The organism is Corallococcus sp. RDP092CA, from assembly GCF_041903675.1.
Lineage (GTDB): Bacteria > Myxococcota > Myxococcia > Myxococcales > Myxococcaceae > Corallococcus.
Genome location: NZ_JAYESI010000007.1, coordinates 224,834 through 244,529 on the forward strand (window position 1 = coordinate 224,834; position 19,696 = coordinate 244,529).

The 19,696-nt window shown below is 69.8% G+C and carries 21 protein-coding genes; 7 read left to right on the forward strand and 14 right to left on the reverse strand.

Annotated features, from left to right (window positions below; genetic code table 11):
• The first annotated feature begins 76 nt into the window (after nt 1–76).
• From U8525_RS11120 to pyk, 3 genes are all read left to right on the forward strand, one after another.
• Nucleotides 77–433, forward strand: a complete 357-nt coding sequence (locus U8525_RS11120; protein WP_374264582.1) for a hypothetical protein — start codon at nt 77–79, stop codon at nt 431–433.
• A 129-nt stretch (nt 434–562) separates the two neighbouring features.
• Entirely contained in the window at nt 563–1,360 is a 798-nt protein-coding gene (locus tag U8525_RS11125; protein ID WP_374264584.1) for a bifunctional nuclease family protein, read from the forward strand.
• A 209-nt stretch (nt 1,361–1,569) separates the two neighbouring features.
• Nucleotides 1,570–2,970: a pyruvate kinase gene (pyk, locus tag U8525_RS11130; protein ID WP_374264586.1), complete on the forward strand. Its 1,401-nt coding sequence runs from the start codon at nt 1,570–1,572 to the stop codon at nt 2,968–2,970.
• Between the two features lie 36 nt (nt 2,971–3,006).
• Here pyk and U8525_RS11135 read toward each other — a convergent pair whose 3' ends face one another.
• The 9 genes from U8525_RS11135 to U8525_RS11175 all read right to left on the reverse strand — a co-directional run bounded on the left by U8525_RS11135 (nt 3,007) and on the right by U8525_RS11175 (nt 12,501).
• Nucleotides 3,007–3,672, reverse strand: coding sequence for a hypothetical protein (locus tag U8525_RS11135; protein ID WP_374264588.1), 666 nt, complete (start codon nt 3,670–3,672; stop codon nt 3,007–3,009).
• A 20-nt stretch (nt 3,673–3,692) separates the two neighbouring features.
• A complete protein-coding gene (gene carA, locus U8525_RS11140) occupies nt 3,693–4,820 on the reverse strand; it encodes a glutamine-hydrolyzing carbamoyl-phosphate synthase small subunit (RefSeq protein ID WP_374264590.1) in 1,128 nt (375 codons plus the stop codon).
• Nucleotides 4,820–6,121 carry a dihydroorotase gene (locus U8525_RS11145; RefSeq protein WP_374264592.1) on the reverse strand — a complete coding sequence of 434 codons (1,302 nt, stop codon included), beginning with the start codon at nt 6,119–6,121 and terminating at the stop codon, nt 4,820–4,822. The genes carA and U8525_RS11145 overlap by 1 nt, the downstream gene beginning before the upstream one ends.
• Entirely contained in the window at nt 6,118–7,011 is an 894-nt protein-coding gene (locus U8525_RS11150) for an aspartate carbamoyltransferase catalytic subunit (protein ID WP_374264594.1), read from the reverse strand. The genes U8525_RS11145 and U8525_RS11150 overlap by 4 nt, the downstream gene beginning before the upstream one ends.
• A gap of 76 nt (nt 7,012–7,087) precedes the next feature.
• Nucleotides 7,088–8,296, reverse strand: a complete 1,209-nt coding sequence (gene lepB / locus U8525_RS11155) for a signal peptidase I (RefSeq protein WP_374264596.1) — start codon at nt 8,294–8,296, stop codon at nt 7,088–7,090.
• Nucleotides 8,297–8,340: 44 nt separating this feature from the next.
• Complete coding sequence (gene lepA, locus U8525_RS11160) at nt 8,341–10,152, reverse strand: translation elongation factor 4 (RefSeq protein WP_374264598.1); 1,812 nt, start codon at nt 10,150–10,152, stop codon at nt 8,341–8,343.
• 166 nt (nt 10,153–10,318) lie between these two features.
• Nucleotides 10,319–11,263: an NAD-dependent epimerase/dehydratase family protein gene (locus U8525_RS11165; RefSeq protein WP_374264600.1), complete on the reverse strand. Its 945-nt coding sequence runs from the start codon at nt 11,261–11,263 to the stop codon at nt 10,319–10,321.
• A gap of 71 nt (nt 11,264–11,334) precedes the next feature.
• Nucleotides 11,335–12,294: a UDP-glucuronic acid decarboxylase family protein gene (locus tag U8525_RS11170; RefSeq protein WP_120546417.1), complete on the reverse strand. Its 960-nt coding sequence runs from the start codon at nt 12,292–12,294 to the stop codon at nt 11,335–11,337.
• Between the two features lie 24 nt (nt 12,295–12,318).
• Complete coding sequence (locus U8525_RS11175) at nt 12,319–12,501, reverse strand: ribbon-helix-helix domain-containing protein (RefSeq protein WP_014397342.1); 183 nt, start codon at nt 12,499–12,501, stop codon at nt 12,319–12,321.
• Between the two features lie 111 nt (nt 12,502–12,612).
• Here U8525_RS11175 and U8525_RS11180 point away from each other — a divergent pair, with 111 nt between their 5' ends.
• Entirely contained in the window at nt 12,613–13,194 is a 582-nt protein-coding gene (locus U8525_RS11180) for a hypothetical protein (RefSeq protein ID WP_374264603.1), read from the forward strand.
• Nucleotides 13,195–13,242: 48 nt separating this feature from the next.
• Here the strand turns inward: U8525_RS11180 and U8525_RS11185 are convergent, their stop codons facing one another.
• From U8525_RS11185 to U8525_RS11200, 4 genes are all read right to left on the reverse strand, one after another.
• Nucleotides 13,243–13,605 (reverse strand): cupin domain-containing protein, encoded by a 363-nt coding sequence (locus U8525_RS11185; RefSeq protein ID WP_374264605.1) that lies wholly within the window; start codon nt 13,603–13,605, stop codon nt 13,243–13,245.
• Between the two features lie 27 nt (nt 13,606–13,632).
• Entirely contained in the window at nt 13,633–14,538 is a 906-nt protein-coding gene (locus U8525_RS11190) for an SPOR domain-containing protein (protein ID WP_374264607.1), read from the reverse strand.
• 178 nt (nt 14,539–14,716) lie between these two features.
• Entirely contained in the window at nt 14,717–15,763 is a 1,047-nt protein-coding gene (mnmA, locus tag U8525_RS11195) for a tRNA 2-thiouridine(34) synthase MnmA (protein ID WP_374264609.1), read from the reverse strand.
• A gap of 92 nt (nt 15,764–15,855) precedes the next feature.
• Nucleotides 15,856–17,121, reverse strand: a complete 1,266-nt coding sequence (locus U8525_RS11200) for a CCA tRNA nucleotidyltransferase (RefSeq protein ID WP_374264611.1) — start codon at nt 17,119–17,121, stop codon at nt 15,856–15,858.
• A 217-nt stretch (nt 17,122–17,338) separates the two neighbouring features.
• Between U8525_RS11200 and U8525_RS11205 the strand changes: the two genes are divergently transcribed.
• The 3 genes from U8525_RS11205 to U8525_RS11215 all read left to right on the forward strand — a co-directional run bounded on the left by U8525_RS11205 (nt 17,339) and on the right by U8525_RS11215 (nt 19,100).
• Nucleotides 17,339–17,728, forward strand: coding sequence for a hypothetical protein (locus U8525_RS11205; protein WP_374264613.1), 390 nt, complete (start codon nt 17,339–17,341; stop codon nt 17,726–17,728).
• Nucleotides 17,729–17,826: 98 nt separating this feature from the next.
• Nucleotides 17,827–18,255 carry a DUF4326 domain-containing protein gene (locus U8525_RS11210; protein ID WP_374264615.1) on the forward strand — a complete coding sequence of 143 codons (429 nt, stop codon included), beginning with the start codon at nt 17,827–17,829 and terminating at the stop codon, nt 18,253–18,255.
• A gap of 224 nt (nt 18,256–18,479) precedes the next feature.
• The gene (locus U8525_RS11215) at nt 18,480–19,100 is read left to right on the forward strand and encodes a DUF1877 family protein (RefSeq protein ID WP_374264617.1); all 621 of its coding nucleotides are present in this window, start codon (nt 18,480–18,482) and stop codon (nt 19,098–19,100) included.
• Nucleotides 19,101–19,311: 211 nt separating this feature from the next.
• On the opposite strand, the gene U8525_RS11220 is transcribed toward U8525_RS11215, so the two are convergent.
• Nucleotides 19,312–19,602 (reverse strand): hypothetical protein, encoded by a 291-nt coding sequence (locus tag U8525_RS11220; RefSeq protein ID WP_374264619.1) that lies wholly within the window; start codon nt 19,600–19,602, stop codon nt 19,312–19,314.
• Nucleotides 19,603–19,696 lie beyond the last annotated feature (94 nt).

The window sequence follows — 19,696 nt, forward strand, 5'->3', positions numbered from 1 at the left end:
GCCTCACGCCCGTTCCACGTCCCCCCGTCTCAGGCGTTGACAGCATGTTCACCGTCTTTGTATGCCGCGCCCGACCATGAGCATCGACTTCACCTGCCAGAAGTGCGAGGCCAGCTTCGAGTTGGAAGCCCAGGACCTCATCGAGGGGACGGAGAAGATTGTCTGTCCCCACTGCGACGCGAAGGCGCCCGCCAACCTCACGGAGGACTTCGTCGCCGCGCTCACGGAGATGCGCGCGCAGATCGCGACCCTGAGCAAGAAGTTCGCGGTGACGATGACGCTCGAAGCCGAGGAGCTGGAGGACGAGCTCGACGACGAGGACGAAGACGAGGAGGAGTCCGACGAGGACGACCTCGACGAGGACGAGGACGACGAGGAGTCCGAGGACGACGAGGACTACGACGACGAGGAGTCCGAGGACGACGACCGCTAGTCGTCTCACACGCCCTCTTCCCGGCTGCCCGCCCGCCCTCCTACCGGGTGGGCCAGGGCCCGGGGGCCGCTCGCGACGGCGATGGGGCGGCGCCCTCCCGGTGCAGGGCGAGGTGCGTAGCTTAGGGATGTGAAAACGTCCAACCGCGCCAATTTCTTCGTCGCTCCGTTCACGGCCGTGGTGCTGGCGCTGGGGGGAGCCCTGTTCCTTCCCGCGTTCGGGATCCCCGGCGCCATCGCCGCTGGGGACTCGGCGGAAGGAAAGAAGGAGAAGCCCTGCATCACCGAGAAGGGCAGCGACCCCAAGGCCTGCACGGAGCTGGTGGAGCTGGAGGTGAAGGACGTGGTCCCCTTGATGGAGGCGCAGACGCACGCCGTCGTGCTGACCACCAAGGACGGGGAGACGGTGCTCCCCCTCTTCGTGGACGAGGGCGCGGCGGTCTCCATCGCCTTCCGCCTCGCCGAGCGTCCGCCGCCCCAGCCGCTGTCGCAGGACCTGCTGGATGACGTGGTGTCCAAGCTGGGCGGCAAGGTGACGGAGGTCCGCATCGACGACCTGCGCGACAACGTCTACTCCGGTCGCGTCTTCCTCCAGCAGGGCAAGAAGGAGCTGGCGCTGGACGCGCGGCCTTCTGACTCCATCGCCATGGCCATGCACAGCCAGGCCCGCATCCGCGTGACGCGCAAGGTGCTGGCCATGGCGGGCATCACCCGCGCGGAGATCGAGGCCCTCCAGAAGCAGCAGGACCTGGGCGTGGGCGGCAGCGGCGACCTGGGTGACGAGGACATGGGCCCTCTGCCCCCGCCGCCTCCCATGGGCCCCTCCGGCCATCCGAAGCCGCCGTCGGAGGACATCGGCATGGACCACTCCATCCGCGAGCAGCCGCAGGTGGCGCCGATGGGCAAGGGCCAGGAGATCAACCTCTAGCTGCCCGACGAGGCCCACCCGGAAACGATGAAAGCCCGGCCCCCCCTCCCAGGGTAGCCGGGCTTTCGTCGTCTCAAGCGTCTGAGAAGGCCACGAATGGCAGGCGCTGGCCTGCGGTAACTTTCCGTCCAGCGCGTGAAGCGAAGAGTTAGTCCGTCGGCCGCGAGACTGTCAAGCCGCCCACCGGGTGGAGCTAGGATGGGCGACTTATGCGCAAAGCGAAGATCATCTGCACACTCGGTCCCGCGTCGGACTCGAAGGAAGTCATCGAGGGCCTGGTGCAGGCGGGCATGAACGTGGCCCGGCTCAACTTCTCCCACGGGACGCATGAGGAGCACCGCCAGCGCGTCCAGCGCATCCGCGCGGTGTCGAAGAAGCTGGGTGTCCCGGTGGCCATCCTCCAGGACGTGCAGGGCCCCAAGGTCCGGCTGGGGCGCTTCGAGGGCGGCCAGCTGATGGTGACCGCGGGCGACACCGTGACGGTGACGACGCGCGCGGTGATGGGCCAGGGGCGCGTCATCCCCACCCCCGTGCGCACGCTGCCCCGGGACGTGGCGAAGGGCCACGAGGTGCTGCTGGACGACGGCCGGGTGCGCCTGCGCGTGCTCAAGGTGAGCGGCCAGGACGCGAAGTGCCGCGTGGAGGTGGGCGGGCTGCTCAAGGATCACAAGGGGCTCAACCTGCCCGGCACGGCCATGTCGGTGCCCACGCTGACGGAGAAGGACAAGGTGGACCTGGCCTTCGGCCAGGAGGTGGGCGTGGACTACGTGGCGCTGTCCTTCGTGCGCTCCGCGCAGGACGTGCGCCAGGCGCGCGCGCTGGTGGCGAAGCTGAAGACGCCGATCATCTCCAAGATCGAGAAGCCCCAGGCGGTGGAGAACCTGGAGGCCATCGCCGCGGAGTCGGACGGGGTGATGGTGGCCCGCGGCGACCTGGGCGTGGAGATGCCGCTGGAGCAGCTGCCCGCCATCCAGAAGCGCGCCGTGCGCGAGGTGAACCGCCTGGGCGGCATCGTCATCGTCGCCACGGAGATGCTGGAGAGCATGGTGCTCAACGCCCGACCCACGCGCGCGGAGGTGTCGGACGTGGCCAACGCCATCATCGACGGCGCGGACGCGGTGATGCTCTCCGGCGAGACGGCTGCGGGCCGCTACCCCGTGGACGCGGTGGCCACCATGGCGCGCATCGTGGAGGAGACGGAGCGCAGCACCCTCATCCCCCTGGCCCACTCCCCCTTCGAGCGCTCGGAGGACCTGGGCACCGGCGTCGCCGCGGCGGCGGTGGCCGCGTCCCGGCAGCTCAACATCGGGACCATCATCGCGTACACGGAGAGCGGCCACTCCGCGCGCCTCATCTCCGAGTTCCGCCCGGACGCGCGCATCATCGGCCTGACACCCAACGCGGACACGGTGAACCGGATGGGCCTGTACTGGGGGGTGACGGGCCACCACGTGAAGCGCATCACGTCCACGGAGGCCATGCTCAAGCAGGTGCGCCGGCTCAGCCAGGAGCTGCGCTTCTGCAAGCCCGGCGAGCCCTTCATCCTGGTGGCCGGCGTGCCGCTCAACGTGCCGGGCAACACCAACCTGATGAGCATCCACCGCGCCTGAGGACGGCGCGCGGTGGAGGCGTGAGGGCGGAGGGCCCTACAGGACCTTCTGCTCGAAGTCGTAGATCTTCTCCACGGACAGCTGCCGGTAGCGCTCGACGTTGAGCGCCCGGCGCGCGCACTCCCACACGAGCTCCTTGGCGGGGCGCTCCGGCTCCTTCTTCTTGCGGCGCTTCACCTCGGCCTTGATGGCCTTCAGCGCCACGGCCGGGTGGTAGCAGAAGGCGGAGGAGAACAGCAGGTGGCCGCCGAAGGGCACCAGGCGCGCCTCCAGCACGTCCCCCGCCGCGAGGCCCGCGATGTGGCGGCGCTCCGTCACGTCAAAGTCCTTGCCGGAGAAGAGCTCGCGCAGGCGCACCATGCCCTTGCCCAGCTTGCGCACCTCGAAGAGGCCGTGGACCGTCTCCGTGAAGCTGCGGAAGGCGTTCGCCTCCTCCGGCGGCGCCGCCTGGAGGCGCTGCTCGTACAGCTCCGCGGCCGGCGTCTTGCCGGTGAGCGGCGAGACGCGGTCGTAGAGGTAGAAGTCCAGGAACGACGCCATCCGCAGCTCGAAGAGCTTGTCGTCCTCGAAGACCTCGCCGGTGAGGCGGAAGTACTCCGCCTTGGCGTCCAGGAGGTCCGGCTTGCGCGCCTCCGAGCTGCCGAAGGCGATGAGCTGGTCCAGGTACGGCTGATACGACAACGGGGTCAGCGCGGAGTCCATGGCCGTTTGCGAGCCTCTTCCTACGAACCCGCCATCAGCGTCGCGAAGCGGCCGAACAGGTAGCGCGCGTCGTGAGGGCCGGGCGAAGCCTCGGGGTGGTATTGCACGCTGAAGGCCCGCGCGTCCGGAACGGCCAGGCCCTCCACCGTGCCGTCGTTGAGGTTGATGTGCGTGACGACGGCCTTGCCCTTGAGGCTGGCGTCGTCCACCGCGAAGCCGTGGTTCTGCGCGGTGATCTCCACCTTGCCCGTGGTGAGATCCTTCACGGGCTGGTTGCCGCCGCGGTGGCCGAACTTCATCTTGTACGTCCGGCCGCCCAGGGCCAGGGCCATGATCTGATGCCCCAGGCAGATGCCGAACACCGGCACCTTGCCCAGGAGCGCCGCCACCGTGCGGTCCGCGCCCTTCACGGCGGCCGGGTCGCCCGGGCCGTTGGCCAGGAAGACGCCGTGCGGCTTCTTCGCCAGCACCTGCTCCGCCGTGAAGTGGGACGGCACCACCGTCACGCGGCAGCCCACGTCCACCAGGTACTGGAGCATGGAGCGCTTGAGGCCGTAGTCGTACGCGATGACGTCGTACTTCAGCTCCGGCTCCGGGCGCTTGTCGCCCGCGCCCAGGAACACGTCCGGCGACGGCGTGGTGAAGACGTAGGGCTCCTTGCAGGACACGCCCGTGGCCAGGTCCAGGCCCTCCATGCCGGTGGCGTTGCGCGCGCGCTCGGACAGGGCGGCGGCGGACACGTCCTCCGTGGAGATGATGCCCGTCTGCGCGCCGTGCGTGCGCAGGTGGCGCACCAGCCGGCGGGTGTCCACGCCCTCGATGCCCACGCGGCCGTGGCGCGCGAGGTACGCGTCCAGCGTCTCCTGCGCGCGCCAGTTGGAGGGCGTCTTCGTCAGCGAGCGCACCACCATGCCCACCGCGTGCGGCTGCCCCGCCTCTTCATCCAGCGCGTTCGCCCCGATGTTGCCCATCTCCGGGTACGCCATCGTGACGATCTGCCCCACGTACGAGGGGTCCGTGAGGATCTCCTGGTAGCCGTACATGGACGTGTTGAACACGACCTCGCCCACCGTCTCGCCGGTCGCGCCAAAGGCGCGCCCCTCGAACGTGGTGCCATCCGCCAGCGCGAGCACCGCCCGCTTCGTCATCACCGCGACTCCTTGAGCTGACCGTCCTCGAACACACACCGGCCGCCCACCCACGTCTGCGTCACGCGGCCCTTCAGCGTGCGCCCGTGGAAGGGCGTGTTGCGACTGCGGGAATAGAACCGGTGGGCATCCACCGTCCACTCCTCCATGGGGGACACCAGCGTGATGTCCGCCGGGGCACCAGGCGCCAGGTGACCGCCTGGCAGGCCGAATACCCTCGCCGGTCCGTCCGACAGCAGCTCCACCGCCCGGCGCGGGGTGAGCACGCCCTCGTGCACCAGCGCCAGCGTGAGCCCCAGGGCCGTCTCCAGCCCCACGATGCCGTTGATGCCCTTCTCGAACTCCACCAGCTTGTCGGACACGCCGTGCGGCGCGTGGTCCGTGGCGATGGCGTCCACCGTGCCATCCACCAGCGCCTCGCGCAGCGCCTTCACGTCCACGTCGCTCCGGAGCGGCGGCGCCATCTTCGCGTGGGTGTCGTAGTCCCCCACCGCGCGGTCATCCAGGGTGAAGTGGTGCGGCGCCACCTCGCAGGTGACGCGCAGGCCGCGCTGCCTGGCCTCGCGGATGAGCCGCACGCTGCCCTCGCACGACACGTGCGCCACGTGCAGCCGGCCCTTCGTCTCCTCCAGGAGCACCAGGTCGCGCGCCACCATGGCCACCTCCGCGGAGGAGGGAATGCCGCGCAGGCCCAGCCGCGTGGAGGTGGCGCCCTCGTGCATCGCGCCGCCGGCGGACAGCGTGAGGTCCTCCTCGTGGACCATCACCGGCACGTCGAACTGCGTGGCGTACTGGAGCACCCGGCGCATCAGGCCCGCGTTCATCACCGGGCGACCGTCGTCGGTGAGGGCCACGCAGCCGGCGCCAATCAGCTCGCCCGCCTCCGACAGCTCCTCGCCCTTGAGCCCCTTGGTGATGGCGCCCGCCGGGTACACGTGGCACAGGCCCGCGTCCCGCGCGCGCGACAGCACCAGCTCCGTGACGAGCGCGCTGTCGTTCACCACCTTGGTGTTGGGCATGGCCACGACGCCGGTGAAGCCGCCCGCCACCGCCGCGCGGCAGCCGGTGAGGACCGTCTCCTTGCCCTCCTCGCCCGGCTCGCGCAGGTGTACGTGCAGGTCGATGAAGCCCGGCACCAGCCACCGGTCCGTGGCGTCCACCACCCGCGCGTCCTTCGGCGCGGGCAGCGGGGCTTCCGACACCTGGGCCACGCGGCCGTCCGTCACGAGCACGTCGCGAACGCCGTCCACGCCATTGCGCGGGTCGATGACGCGCGCCCGCTGGAAGAGCACCGGGGTCATGATGCGCACGCCTCCAGGATGGCCCGGCGCACCGCGACGCCGTTGGCCACCTGCTCCAGGATGACGCTGCGAGGCCCGTCCGCCACCACCGGCGACAGCTCCACGCCGCGGTTGATGGGGCCCGGGTGCAGCACGAGGGCTTCCGGCTTCATCCGCTCCGCGCGGGCGGGCGTGACACCGAACAGCCGCGAGTACTCCCGCTGGGACGGCAGGAAGGCTTCCGACATGCGCTCCGTCTGCAGCCTCAGGCACATCACCGCGTCCGCCTGGGGCAGCGCGGCGTCCAGTTGATGCGTCACCTCTCCGCCCATCTCCTCCAGCCCTGGCGGCAGGAGGGTGGGCGGTCCGCAGAGCACGACGCGGGCCCCCAGCGCCTTCAGGCACAAGAGGTTGGAGCGCGCCACGCGGCTGTGCAGCACGTCGCCGACGATCAGCACGGTGCGCCCGTCCAGGCGGCCCCAGCGCTGGCGCAGGGTGAAGGCGTCCAGCAGGGCCTGGGACGGGTGCTCATGCGCGCCGTCGCCCGCGTTGACCACCGCGCACTTCACGTGCCGGGCCACCAGGCCCGGCGCGCCGGAGGAGCGGTGGCGGATGACGATGACCGCCGGCCCCAGCGCCTCGATGTTGCGCGCCGTGTCCAGGAGCGTCTCCCCCTTGGACACGGAGGAGCCCGCGTGGCTCCAGTTGAGGACGTCCGCTCCCAGCTTCCGCGCGGCCACCTCGAAGGAGGAGCGCGTCCGGGTGGAGTCCTCGAAGAAGAGGTTCGCCACGACGCGGCCCCGCAGCACGTGCGAGGCATCCGGTCCGCCGGGCAGGTGCGCCTGGGCACGGTCGAGCAGCGCTTCCAGCTCGTCCCGCCGCCAGCCTGCGATTCCGAGAAGATGTCTCATGGGCCGGGGCCGCCGCGTACCGCGCGCCGCAGGTTGCGTCAAGCACGGCGCGTGGCGGTCCCCTGCCTGGCGTCCGTCACCGGACCGGCTCGAAGAAGCGGTCCACCCGGAGGCCCGTGCCGCCGAACAGGTTGCCCAGCAGGCCGCCCCAGCCGAGCGACAGCCACACGACCATGGCCTTGCCCTTGATGTGGCCGTAGGGCACGTAGGCGACCTCGGCGCCGCGCGGGCCGCCCAGGTTGTAGCGGCTGTCCGCGCTGTTGTCCCGGTTGTCGCCCATCACGAAGACGCTGTCGGCGGGCACCGTGTAGGGGCCCTCGTGCTCGCGGCCCGGCAGGCGCATGGGGTGCTGGAGCGCCGAGTGCACCACGCCGCCCAGGTCCTCGCGGTAGAGCACCTCTTCCTGGTCGAACCAGCGGCCCGTCAGGTCGTCCTGGTTGTGGACCACGAAGTCCGGCGTCACCAGCGTGCGCGGCTGCGCCTCGCCGTTGATGCGCACCACCCCGTCGACGATCTCCACCGTGTCGCCGGGGATGCCCACGACGCGCTTGATGAAGTCCTTGGACTCGTCCACCGGGTTGTTGAAGACGATGACGTCCCCGCGCTGCGGCGCCCGCACGATGCGGAACGGCACCACGTTGATGAACGGGATGCGCACGCCATAGATGAACTTGTTGACGAAGACCTGATCGCCAATCTGGAGCGTGGGCAGCATGGAGCCGGAGGGGATGCGGTACGGCTCCACCAGCACCGTGCGGATGACCAGGGCGATCAGCAGCGCCTTGCCGAAGCCGCCCAGGAAGTCCCACACGGACTGCTTGCGGTACGCGCCCAGGTGCTCCTGGGTGAGCTTCTCCAGCGCCTGGGTCTCCGTGCGCAACTGCTCCGCGTTGCCCGCGACGGACGCCGCCTCCACGCGCAGGGCCTGCTCGGTGATGCGCTCCGCCACGGCCGGGGGCACCTTCGTGCCCACGCGCGCGAGGATGCGCTCGTCCTCGGAGAGCAGCTCCCGCGCCTCGTGGCGCAGCGTGCGCAGCCGAGACTCCTTCTTGGAGACGTTGCGCCACACCAGCAGGCCCACGAAGGCCAGCACCATCACGAGGCCAAAGCCCTTCATCAGGGGCTGGGCCCACGACGCCGTCCCCGGCGCCATCTCGATCAGCGTGACGTAGGGGATGAACGCCAGGCCCACGCCACACAGCGGGGCCCAGAGGCTGGTGAGCAGCTCGCGCCACATCAGCTGGCGGCGGGCCTTGAGCTGCTCCGGGGTGCGGCGCGCGGCCATGGCCGCTCCCAGTTTGATGGAAGGACTGGCCGTGCTCATAGGCGTTACTGCTCCGTCTTGAGGACCGCGAGGAAGGCTTCCTGCGGGATCTCCACCGTGCCCACCTGCTTCATGCGCTTCTTGCCCTCCTTCTGCTTCTCCAGGAGCTTGCGCTTGCGGCTGATGTCGCCGCCGTAGCACTTGGCGAGGACGTTCTTGCGCATGGCGGAGATCGTCTCACGGGAGATGATCTTCGCGCCGATGGCGGCCTGGATGGCCACCTCGTACATCTGCTTGGGGATCACTTCCTTGAGCTTCTCGCAGACCTCGCGGCCGCGCAGGTACGCGCGCTCGCGGTGCACGATGACGGAGAGCGCGTCCACCGGCTCCCCGTTGATGAGGATGTCCAGCTTGGCGAGGTCCGACTCCGCGTAGGAGGACAGCTCGTAGTCCAGGCTCGCGTAGCCGCGCGACACGCTCTTCAGCCGGTCGAAGAAGTCGAACACGACCTCCGCCATGGGCATCTCGTACGTCACCTGCACGCGGGTGCCGCTGGAGCCCAGGTACTTCATGTCCTTCTGCACGCCGCGCCGGTCCTGGCACAGCTTCAGGATGGCGCCCAGGTGCTCGTTGGGCACGTGGATGTGGCAGGTGAGGATGGGCTCCTCGAACTTCTCGATGTTCTGCGTGGGCGGCAGCTTCGCCGGGTTGTCCACCAGCAGCACCTCACCCTTGCTGGTGGTGATGCGGTAGACCACCGACGGCGCCGTGGTGATCAGGTTGAGGTTGTACTCGCGCTCCAGGCGCTCCTGGACGATCTCCATGTGGAGCAGGCCCAGGTAGCCGCAGCGGAAGCCGAAGCCCAGCGCCGTGGACGACTCCGGCTCGTAGGTGAAGGCGGAGTCGTTGAGCGTCAGCTTCGCCAGCGCGTCGCGCAGGTTCTCGTAGTCGGCGGAGTCCACCGGGAAGATGCCGGAGAACACCATCGGCTTCACTTCCTTGAAGCCGGGGAACGGCGCCTCCGTGGGGCGCGCCTCCTCCGTCACGGTGTCGCCGACCTTCGCGTCCTGCAGCTCCTTCACGTTGGCGACGAGGACGCCCACCTCGCCCGCCATGAGCTGCGGCACCGGGCGCGAGAACGGGCTGAACACGCCCAGCTCCTGCACCTCGAAGACCTTGTTGTTGCTGAACATCTTGATCTTCTGCTTCAGCTTCAGCGTGCCTTCCAGCACGCGCACCAGCGTCACCACGCCCCGGTAGTTGTCGTACCAGGAGTCGAAGATGAGCGCCTTGAGCGGCGCGGTCGGCGACCCCTGCGGCGGCGGCACGCGCTGCACCACCGCCTCCAGGATGTCGTGGATGCCGAGGCCCTCCTTCGCGGAGGCCGGCACCGCGACGGACGCGTCGATGCCGATGACGTCCTCGATCTCCTCGCGCGTGCGGGCCACGTCCGCGGAGGGCAGGTCGATCTTGTTGATGACCGGGATGATCTCCAGGTTGTGGTCCAACGCCATGTAGACGTTGGCGAGCGTCTGCGCCTCCACGCCCTGGGTCGCGTCCACGACGAGCAGCGCGCCCTCGCACGCGGCGAGGCTGCGGCTCACCTCGTAGGCGAAGTCCACGTGTCCCGGCGTGTCGATGAGGTTGAGGACGTAGTTCTGGCCGTCCTTCGCGGTGTACGTCATCCGCACGGACTGGGCCTTGATGGTGATGCCCCGCTCTCGCTCGATGTCCATGTTGTCGAGGAACTGGGCCTGCGCCTCACGCTTGGTCAGCGTGCCTGTCTTCTCCAGGAGGCGGTCGGCCAGCGTCGACTTTCCATGGTCGATGTGGGCGATGATGCAGAAGTTGCGGATGTGCGCGTTTTCAGCCGGCATGTTCAGGGCGCTCGTCGGTCGCGAAGCGGGCGTAGGTAACACCGAACCGCCTGAAAATCCACGACCGGCGCACTCCCGGTCGCCGGGCACTCCACCCGCCTGACGCCTCCGCGCTCCCCCCGGCATCCGGGCCAGGGGGACACGGCCATGCTCCGGCGCCGGGGGCTCAGCCCCGGGCGCGGGCGGGCCCCGCGGCCTGCTCGCGGAAGAACTGGAGGGTGCGGCGCAGGCCCTCCGCCAGTTGCACGGACGGCTCCCAGCCCAGCACCTTCTTCGCGTGGGACGCGTCGATGCACGAGCGCAGCTGCTCGCCCGGCTTGCCCGGCGCGTGCGCGGCCTTCAGCGAGCTGCCGCCGGCCTCCGCGATGAGCTCGTAGAGCCGGTTGATGTCCGTCTCCACGCCGGTGCCGATGTTCGCGGCGCCCACGTAGTCGCTCTGGAAGGCCAGGTAGTTGGCGCGGGCCACGTCCGGGCCGAAGACGAAGTCCCGCGTCTGCTTGCCCTCGCCGAAGATGGTGCAGCCCTGCCCCGCGATGGTGCGCTGACAGAAGATGGCCACCACGCCCGCCTCGCCGTGCGGGTTCTGACGGGGGCCGTACACGTTGGCGTACCGCAGGGCGACGTACGGCAGGCCGTACTGCGCGCGGTAGTAGCCCAGGTACAGCTCGCCGGCCGCCTTGGAGACGCCGTAGGGCGACACCGGGCGCGTGGGGTGGTCCTCGCGGGCGGGGAAGGAGTCCTGCTCGCCGTAGATGGCGCCGCCGGTGGAGCTGAAGATGACCTTCTTCACGCCGGACTGGCGCGCGGCCTCCAGCAGGTTCGTCATGCCGCGGATGTTCACGTCCGCGTCGAAGCCGGGGTCCTCCACGCTGCGGCGCACGTCCATCTGGGCGGCCAGGTGGCAGAGCACCTGCGGCTTCTCCGTGCGGATGAGCTCCGCGGCCTCCGGGCTCCGGATGTCGTGCACGGCCAGCCGCACGCGCGGATCCAGGTTCTCCTTCCTGCCGCTCGTCAGGTTGTCCAGCGCGATGACCTCGTGGCCATTGCGCAGGAACTCGTCGCACACGTGCGAGCCGATGAAGCCCGCGCCGCCCGTCACCAGGACTTTCACGCCGTTCTCCCCAGGGCCCGGCCGCCAGGGGGCCGGGCCTTCAACCTCGCGTTCACTCGCGCGCGGCCAACCTATGCCCCGGAGGGGCGACCGGCAACCTCTCGGAAGTACGCGATGGTGTCCCGCAAACCATCTTCCAGCTTCACCTTGGGCTCCCAGCCCAGGAGCGTGCGCGCGCGGGTGATGTCCGGCTGGCGCTGCTTCGGATCATCCTTGGGCAGCGGGTGGTAGACGATCTGCCTACCCCCACCGGCCGCCTCGCGCACCGCCTCCGCGAACTGCTTGATGGTCATCTCGCGCGGGTTTCCGATGTTCACCGGGCCCCGGACGTCCGAGAGGATCAGCCGCACCAGGCCGTCCACCAGGTCCTTGACGTAGCAGAACGAGCGCGTCTGGCTGCCATCCCCGAAGACGCTGAAGTCCTCGCCCTTGAGCGCCTGGCCCACGAAGGCGGGCACCACGCGGCCGTCGTTGAGGCGCATGCGCGGGCCGTAGGTGTTGAAGATGCGCACGATGCGGACGTTCACGCCGCGGCTGCGCTCATAGGCGGCGCTGATGGCCTCCGAGTAGCGCTTGGCCTCGTCGTACACCGAGCGCGGGCCGATGGGGTTCACGTTGCCCCAGTAATCCTCCTTCTGGGGGTGCACCAGCGGATCCCCGTACACCTCCGACGTGGAGGCCATGAGGAACACGGCCTTCTTCTTCTCCGCCAGCTTCAGCGCGTTCTCCGTGCCGATGGAGCCCACGCGCAGCGTCTCGATGGGGAGGTTCGCGTAGTCGATGGGGGACGCGGGCGAGGCGAGGTTGAGGACGAAGTCCACCGGCCCGTCCACCTCCAGCCCCTCGGTGATGTCCTGCTTCACGAACTGGAAGCCCGCGCGGGGCTTGAGCGTGCGGACGTTCGCTTCGTTGCCGGTGATGAGGTTGTCCACCGCGAGGACGGACTCCGCGCCGTCATCCAGCAGCCGCTCACACAGGTGCGAGCCCACGAATCCGGCCCCACCCAGCACCACCGCCCGCTTGCCACGCATGCTCGTCACGTCACGCCTCGTTCGTCAGGAGAGTTCGTCGAAGGTCGCCTGGCCCGGCAGCTGCGCCTTGTACTTCTCCAGGACCAGGTCGATGCCCTGCCGGATGTACTCGGCCACGGGCACCTTGGTCTTCTGGTTCAGCGCCTTGAGCAGTTCGTTCTGCTCCGGAGTGATGTAGATGGTGGTGCTGACTTTCTTTCGGGCCATGGCGATACGTGAAAATATATGGAATGACGTGGCCTGCGAAAGCACGGAGTGGAGGCAGCGCAAAGTTGGCGCCCCATCGATCCGGGAGGCACCATGACACCTAGCAACCGCTTGATTTTCCTGGGTTTCCTGGCGACGGGCGCGGTGGCCGGCTGCGCCGGTTCGAAGCCGGCGGAGACCGCGGCCCCGGTGCGCGCGCGGCCGGAGGCGGAGGCCATCCGGGGGAAGCCGGAGCCCGGGGAGACCGTCACGGAGCTGGACGCCAACGGCGACGGCCGGCCGGACGTCTGGGAGTACCGGGTGAAGGACGTGCTGGTGCGCAAGGAGCTGGACCTGAACTGGGACGGCCGCGTGGACGTCACCCAGTACATGGATCCGCAGGGCGCGAAGGTCCGCGAGGTGATGGACCTGGACTACGACGGCAAGGTGGACGCCACGTACCACTACGCGGAAGGCAAGCGCACGAAGGGCGAGCGCGACCTGGACGGCGATGGCCGGGCGGACTCGTGGCTGTACTACGAGAACGACACGCTCGTGCGGAAGGAGCGCGACGCGAACCACGACGGCCGGGTGGACTACTGGGAGTACTGGGAGAACGGCCAGGTGGACCGCATCGGAGAGGACCTGGACGGCGACGGCACCGTGGATCAGTGGACGCGCAACCCGACCCCGGGGGCGAAGTCCCAGGAGTGATGTCGGCCCTCGCGGGCACACCGCATCGCGCGGGCGGGGAGGCGGGGGCTACGGAGCGCTGGTGCCGGTGCGCCCGTAGGAGTCCTCCAGGCGCACCACGTCGTCCAGCTCGGGGGTGCTGACCTCGAGGATGTCGCAGTCGGTGATGGCGATCATCCGGTGCTTGGTCAGCGGCTTGATGTGGTAGCTCTCACCGGGGTTCATCTCCTTCTCGACGAGCCCCTGGCCCTCATCGACGACGAAGAGGAGCTTGCCGCTCTGGACGTGGATGGTTTCGTCCTTGCGGTTGTGGAACTGGAGGCTCAGCTTGTGGCCCTGCTTCACGTGCAGGAGCTTGCCCACGTAGCGCTCCGTGTGGGCCCAGATGAGCTCGTGACCCCAGGGCTTCTCCACCCGCTTCGTCGTCGTCATGTTGCTTCGTCTCTTCCTTGCCAGGCGCTAGTTCGTGCCGGCCACATACGCGTCGAGCTGGGTCTCGCGCTTGAAATCCGCCAGGTACCTGCCCGCGGCCTCCTTCGAGGGGAAGCTGCCCATCCGGACGCGATACCAGGTGCCCTTTCCAGGCACCTCGGCCGCAAGGATATAGGGGGCATAGCCCCGGTCGCGCAACCGCGCGGCGAAACGGTCGGCGTCCTGACGGCTCTGGAAGGCGGAGAGCTGGAGCGTGAACGCCCCACCCTTCACGGCCTCCGACGGGCGCGGCGGCTCCGGCGGCAGCGCCTGGGCCCGGGCGATGGCCTCCTTCATGCCCCCGTCGCGCACGGCGGTGCGGGTGGCCACGGGCGTCTCCTCCACCTTTCCCTTCACCGGCTCCACCTTGGCGGGCTCCGGCTTCGCGGCGGCGACCTTGGCGGGCTCCGGCTTCGCGAGCGGCTTGCCGTTGGCGATGGCGTCCTCCTCGGCGGCGTCCATCGCGGGCAGCTCGCCCGTGTCGGGATCCGGCGTGGGGGCCGGGGCGGCGGGCTTCGCGGCGACCTTGGGGGCCTCCGCGGGCTTGGGGGCCTCCGGCTTCGCGGCGGTGGCCTTGGGGGCCTCCGGCTTCGCGGCGGGCCTGGTGGGCAGCGGCGGCAGGGGCTCCGAGCCCGTCTTGCGGGTGAGCTCGTCCGGGAAGGTGAGCGGCGGATCCTGGCGCGCGTCGTGGAGGACCTGCGCGTTGGCGTCCAGCGCGGAGAGCAGGTCCGGGGCGGCGGCCGTCTGCGCGTCGCTGGCCAGCTTCTTGCCCACCACCACGCCCAGCACGAACACGGCGCCCATCACGACGATGCCGGCGATCAACAGGCTGACGATCTGCCGGTTGTCCAGCGAGACGTCGAACTTCTCCTTCATCCGGTGTGCGTCACGCATGGCGGGGCAGACCTCAAGGTGCGCGCTCGCGGCCGTGTAACGGCCTGTAGCGACAGCGTGCGCGCAAGCTACGCCCCACCCCCAGGCCGGTCAAATTCACGGAGGCGCCGGAGCACCTCCTCGCGCGGGAGGCCGGAAGTCGGGCTCCGGCGGCGTCAGGACGACCCGCCGGGTCTGCTCAGACGATCCACCCGCCGCCGAGCACGCGGTCCCTGTCGTAGACGACCGCGGCCTGCCCCGGCGTGACGGCGCGCGCGGGCGCGTCGAGCTTCACGGACACCAGCCCGTGCTGCGAGACGTGGATCCGCCCCGGGGCGCCCGCGTGGCGGTGGCGGATCCGGACCTCCACGGACTGCTCGGGAGGAGGCGGCCCGTCCACCCAGTGCGGCTGGAGCAGCCCGAACTGCGCGCGGCCGGTGCCCTCCGCGGGGCCCACGACGACGCGGTTCGTCTCCGGCTCCAGGCGCTGCACGTAGCGCACCTCGCCACCGCCCAGGTTGAGCCCCTTGCGCTGGCCCACGGTGAAGCGGTGGATGCCGTTGTGCGTGCCCAGCACGTTGCCATCCGGATCGACGACCTCCCCGGACGGCTGGGGACCAGCGACCTTCTCCACGAACCCGGCGTAGTCGCCGTCAGGCACGAAGCAGATCTCCATGCTCTCCGGCTTGTGGGTGGTGGGCAGCTGGTGGCGCTCGGCGACGGCGCGCACCTCCGCCTTGGTGAGGTGGCCCACGGGGAAGAGGACGTCCTTCAGCTCCTCCTGGCCCAGGGTGAAGAGGAAGTAGCTCTGGTCCTTGGCGGCGTCCACGGCGCGGCGCAGGTGGAAGCGGCCGTCCACCTCCTCCACCTGGGCGTAGTGGCCGGTGGCGAGCCGGGCGCCCAGGGCGCGCGCGCGCTTGAGGAGGAAGTTGAACTTCACGTCGCGGTTGCAGCTCACGCAGGGGATGGGCGTCTTGCCGCCCAGGTACGACTGGACGAACGGGTTGACGACCCGGTCCTGGAAGATCTCCTCGGCGTTGGCCACGTAGAACGGGATGCCCAGCGTCTGGGCCACCGCGCGGGCGTCGTCGATGTCGTCCGGACTGCAACAGCTGCCGCACTTCGCGTGGCCCTCGTAGGACCAGACGCGCAGGGTGATGCCGATGACCTCGTGGCCCTGCTCCTTGAGCAGGGCGGCGGCGGCCGAGGAATCCACCCCGCCGCTCATGGCAACGACGACTCGCATGGGCCTCATTCCTACACGCCCCCGGGCCGGGACGCACGGCCCGTCGCGCTCCAGGCCCCCTTCCCTGCCCTCCGGCCGGGAGGCGGCGCACTTCAGGCGCCGCGCGCCGCCCAGGCCGTGAGCTGGTCGCGGAGCGTGTCCGCGGTGTTGAGCGACGGGTCGTCGAGCACGGCCTCCAGCAGATACCGCGTCGCCTCGCCCACCTTGGGCGAGGGGCCGATGCCCAGCGTCTTCATGATGTCGCCCCCGGTGAGCGCCAGCTCCCTGGCGGACAGGGGAGGCTTCGCGGCGGCCAGCGCCTCCAGCCGCGAGGTCAGCGCCTCCAGCGCGGGCATCCGCTCCGGCGCCCGGACCTGGACGCGGGCCTTCGCCACGGCGATCAGCGCGGACAGGTTCGCCGGGCCCACGCGGGCGAGCAGCCGCCGCAGCGCGGGGTCCGCGTCGTCCACGCGCGTCTCCAGCTTCGCGTGCTCGACGAGCAGGCCGATGAGGTCGGCGGACTTGTTGGGGAACTTCAGGCGCAGGCACAGCTCGCGCGCCTGCGTCGCGGTGTCGATGTCCGCGAGCAGCGTGGCCATGCGCAGGTCCGCGTCCAGCGGCGCGGCCTGCACGGCGGCGCGGGCGAGCCGGGCGGCCTCCGCGTCCGCGTGGGCGACCTCCGGCAGGAAGCACTCCATCAGCCCCGTCTCCGCGAGCAGTTGGAGCCCCGTCTCCGCGCGCGGGGACAGGAGCAGCTTGAGCAACTCCTCGCGCACGCGCTCCAGCGCGACCTTGCGGAACACGCCCAGGGTGGCGGGGATGGCGTCGCGCGTTTCAGGATCCAGGGTGAAGCCCAGCACGGCGGCGAAGCGCACGGCGCGCAGGGGGCGCAGGCCGTCCTCGGAGAAGCGCTCCAGCGCGGAGCCCACGCAGCGGATCAGCTTCGCGGGCAGATCCACCTGGCCGCCGAACGGATCCACCAGCTCGCGGTCGAGCGGGTTGTAGGCCATGGCGTTGATGGTGAAGTCGCGCCGCGACAGGTCCTTCACGATGTCGCGCTCGAAAGACACGGAGCTGGGACGGCGTCCGTCCAGGTAGTCCCCTTCGGAGCGGAACGTCGTCACCTCCACGTGGTTGCCGCCGGTGAGCACCGTGACGGTGCCGTGCTGGATGCCGGTGGGGATGACCTTGCGGAAGGCGCGCTGCACCTCTTCCGGCAGCGCGCTGGTGGCGACGTCGAAGTCCTTGGGGTGGACCCTGCGCACCATGTCCCGCACGCAGCCGCCCACGAGGTACGTGGGGTGGCCCAGCTCGCGCAGGCGGGTGATGACTTCGAGCACGGGCTTCGGGATGTCGGCGTCGTGGAGGTTGGCGATCATGGCCGCGAGGGTGGGAGGAGGCGGGCGCGTACGTTGCCGTCTTCTGGCGGCTGCTGCCACTGCGCCGAGCGCCACGGGGAGGGGCATACGACAAATGACGTATACGTGGGCAAATGAAAGCCTTCAGGAAACTCAAGCCCACATGGCCCGACAATCCTTTCAACGCATCACCTACCGCGGGCGGAGGCCACGGCCGCCGCCCCCAGCGAGGAAAGCCATGTTCAAGGTCACCCCGAATCACGTCTTCCGGAACCCCTCCCGCCACGAGATCGACCAGACGACGCAGGGCAAGAAGAGCGACTACAGCCACGCGGTCAGCGGCGTGAATCAGATCCTCGACAAGGGCAACCTCGGCATCTCCGACCGGTCGAAGAACAGCGTCATCGACAACGTCGTCCAGGTGGAGAAGGGCCAGCGCAGCGAGGTCAACGCGCACCAGCGCGAGGCGCTGAACTTCGGACGCGACGCCTTCACGAGCTTCACCAAGGGCCACCTCAAGCAGGGCGCGGTGGAGGCACTGGGCTCGGGGCTCAACGCCGTGGCCTCGGTGTTCAAGTCCACGTACACGGAGACGCCGAGCGAGAAGAAGGGCATCGGCCCCTGGTGAGCCCTGCCTGCTGACTGGGTCGGGGAGCGTTCCTGGAGCGCTCCCCTTCCCCGCCATCACGGCGTGCGGCGGGCAGGTCTGTTAACGATGCACCCGCCATGTCCGACTCACGAACCACCGCAGTGCATGTCCACGACGCCTGTGAGGTGTACGTGGGCCGTGCCTTCCGCGCCTGGGCGAAGCCCGGGCCGCTCAACCCCGTGCCGGGCCGCTTCGGCAATCCCTTCAAGCCCGGGGGCGTGAAGACGTGGAAGGCGATGATCCGCACGTACTTCGAGCCATGGCTGGCGCAGCTGCCGGCGGACGAAGCCACGCGGATCCGCGACGAGGCCCAGCGGCGCATGGCGCCCGGCCCGGACGCGTTCGACTCCTTCCGCTGGTACCTGGAGCTGCGCACCCGACACGACCCGGTCTTCCTGCGCGACGTGGAGACCTTGCGCGGCAAGCGGCTGGGCTGCTGGTGCAAGCCAGGGCCCTGCCACGCAGATGTGTTGGCGGCATGGCTGGACGCCGGACCTCGCCCATGACGAGGTAGCACGGGCCTGATGCCGCCGGGCATTCCTCTCATGGGGGATGCCCGGGCGCTCCGCGTGGTGGAAGGAATGACGCGGGGCTGATCCACGGGCCCCTCATTCCCAGACAGCGGAGGGCCGCGAACGCAGCGGAGGCCGCAGTGCCGATCCATCCCCCTGAATCGGTGAACCGCGCGAGCTAGCTGATTCGATGGTGCTGGAGCTGCTAGGACGGGCCCATGGGACTTGATGCGAGCTACCAGGCCCTCCCCGGTGGCTCACCGCTGCTGGAGTTGGCGAGGCGGGACTTCGGCGTGGGCAGCTGGCTGACCTCCCTCACCAGGCTGCTCCAGGATCCGCGCGAGGAGGCCCTGGCCCCCGGGGCCCCGGAGCCCGCGGAGCTCCAGTTGCTGGAGGCCGTGAGGGAGCTGCTGCGCACCCGCCCAGACCTGGCGACACGACACGTGGCGCTCGACCGGCGGTGGGATCACCTGCACTTCGTCCTGTCGGGCCGTCGCCGAAACTCACCGGGGACCCACGACGATTCCCTGGCTGGCATCTCCATCCAGGGCGAGGCGGAGATCGCCCCGCATGTGGTGGCGGGGCAGGGCGTGCCCCTGCGCTACACGCGACCGGAGACGGTGGAGCGCATCGCGCGGCTGCTGGAGGCCGTGCACTTCGATACCCAGCGCGAGCACTTCACCTTCGAGAACCTGAGCCGGGCGGGCGTCTACAAGTGCCCGCGCGAGCAGGACATCGACGAGGCCTGGCAGTGGCTCCGCGCGCGCTTCGACCTCTTCCGCGCGTTCTATGTCGCGGCCGCGAAGCACGGCGACGGCGTCCTGGTTCGCGTGGACTGATGTGAACTACACGCTCGCCTTCGTCACCGCAGCGGCGCTCCTCACCTTTATGGCACAGCGAATCCAGGGCCTCGGGTGGCTGCTGCTGTGGCCTGCGTCGAGCCGGCGTCCATCCGTGGCACCCGCCGGTCCGTGTCCCTGCCCATCCTGGGCGTGATTGAAACCACGAGGCCCGGACGCGATGCCGGGCCTCGTGGACGCTCAAGACCGCTCAGCTCTCAGCCTGCTCCGTGCCCGCATGGGCTTCATCGCAGACCCGCGCGCCGTCGTCGGAGCGCTGGCTCTGCTCCGAAGAGCCCGAAGCGGTCTCCTGCGAAGGCTGCGCGGGCTGGAAGCAGTAGCCGGCCTCGCCACAGGTGGTGCGGCGGGTCCCCAAGAAACAAGGCTCATCGCAATCACTCCCGCAGGTATCCCAGCACTGGAGCGGATAGGCAAAGGCAGAGGCGGGAGCCACAACCAAGGCAGCGGCGGCAGCCAGCAGGGACTTCTTCAGCGCGTTCATCGACACTCCTGGGGTGTGGGGATGTGCCCGCACAAAGGGCAGGCACGATTCGCAGCAGATGCCGGCCCCGGACGACAATGGCAGACGCAAACGC

Bases quoted from the DNA above. Each gene is read 5' to 3' on its own strand.
- U8525_RS11120 (WP_374264582.1), top strand. From the start codon at position 77: ATGAGCATCGACTTCACCTGCCAGAAGTGCGAGGCCAGCTTCGAGTTG.
- pyk (WP_374264586.1), top strand. From the start codon at position 1,570: ATGCGCAAAGCGAAGATCATCTGCACACTCGGTCCCGCGTCGGACTCG.
- U8525_RS11135 (WP_374264588.1), bottom strand. From the start codon at position 3,672: ATGGACTCCGCGCTGACCCCGTTGTCGTATCAGCCGTACCTGGACCAG.
- carA (WP_374264590.1), bottom strand. From the start codon at position 4,820: ATGACGAAGCGGGCGGTGCTCGCGCTGGCGGATGGCACCACGTTCGAG.
- U8525_RS11145 (WP_374264592.1), bottom strand. From the start codon at position 6,121: ATGACCCCGGTGCTCTTCCAGCGGGCGCGCGTCATCGACCCGCGCAAT.
- U8525_RS11150 (WP_374264594.1), bottom strand. From the start codon at position 7,011: ATGAGACATCTTCTCGGAATCGCAGGCTGGCGGCGGGACGAGCTGGAA.
- lepB (WP_374264596.1), bottom strand. From the start codon at position 8,296: ATGGCCGCGCGCCGCACCCCGGAGCAGCTCAAGGCCCGCCGCCAGCTG.
- lepA (WP_374264598.1), bottom strand. From the start codon at position 10,152: ATGCCGGCTGAAAACGCGCACATCCGCAACTTCTGCATCATCGCCCAC.
- U8525_RS11170 (WP_120546417.1), bottom strand. From the start codon at position 12,294: ATGCGTGGCAAGCGGGCGGTGGTGCTGGGTGGGGCCGGATTCGTGGGC.
- U8525_RS11175 (WP_014397342.1), bottom strand. From the start codon at position 12,501: ATGGCCCGAAAGAAAGTCAGCACCACCATCTACATCACTCCGGAGCAG.
- U8525_RS11185 (WP_374264605.1), bottom strand. From the start codon at position 13,605: ATGACGACGACGAAGCGGGTGGAGAAGCCCTGGGGTCACGAGCTCATC.
- U8525_RS11190 (WP_374264607.1), bottom strand. From the start codon at position 14,538: ATGCGTGACGCACACCGGATGAAGGAGAAGTTCGACGTCTCGCTGGAC.
- mnmA (WP_374264609.1), bottom strand. From the start codon at position 15,763: ATGCGAGTCGTCGTTGCCATGAGCGGCGGGGTGGATTCCTCGGCCGCC.
- U8525_RS11200 (WP_374264611.1), bottom strand. From the start codon at position 17,121: ATGATCGCCAACCTCCACGACGCCGACATCCCGAAGCCCGTGCTCGAA.
- U8525_RS11205 (WP_374264613.1), top strand. From the start codon at position 17,339: ATGTTCAAGGTCACCCCGAATCACGTCTTCCGGAACCCCTCCCGCCAC.
- U8525_RS11210 (WP_374264615.1), top strand. From the start codon at position 17,827: ATGTCCGACTCACGAACCACCGCAGTGCATGTCCACGACGCCTGTGAG.
- U8525_RS11215 (WP_374264617.1), top strand. From the start codon at position 18,480: ATGGGACTTGATGCGAGCTACCAGGCCCTCCCCGGTGGCTCACCGCTG.
- U8525_RS11220 (WP_374264619.1), bottom strand. From the start codon at position 19,602: ATGAACGCGCTGAAGAAGTCCCTGCTGGCTGCCGCCGCTGCCTTGGTT.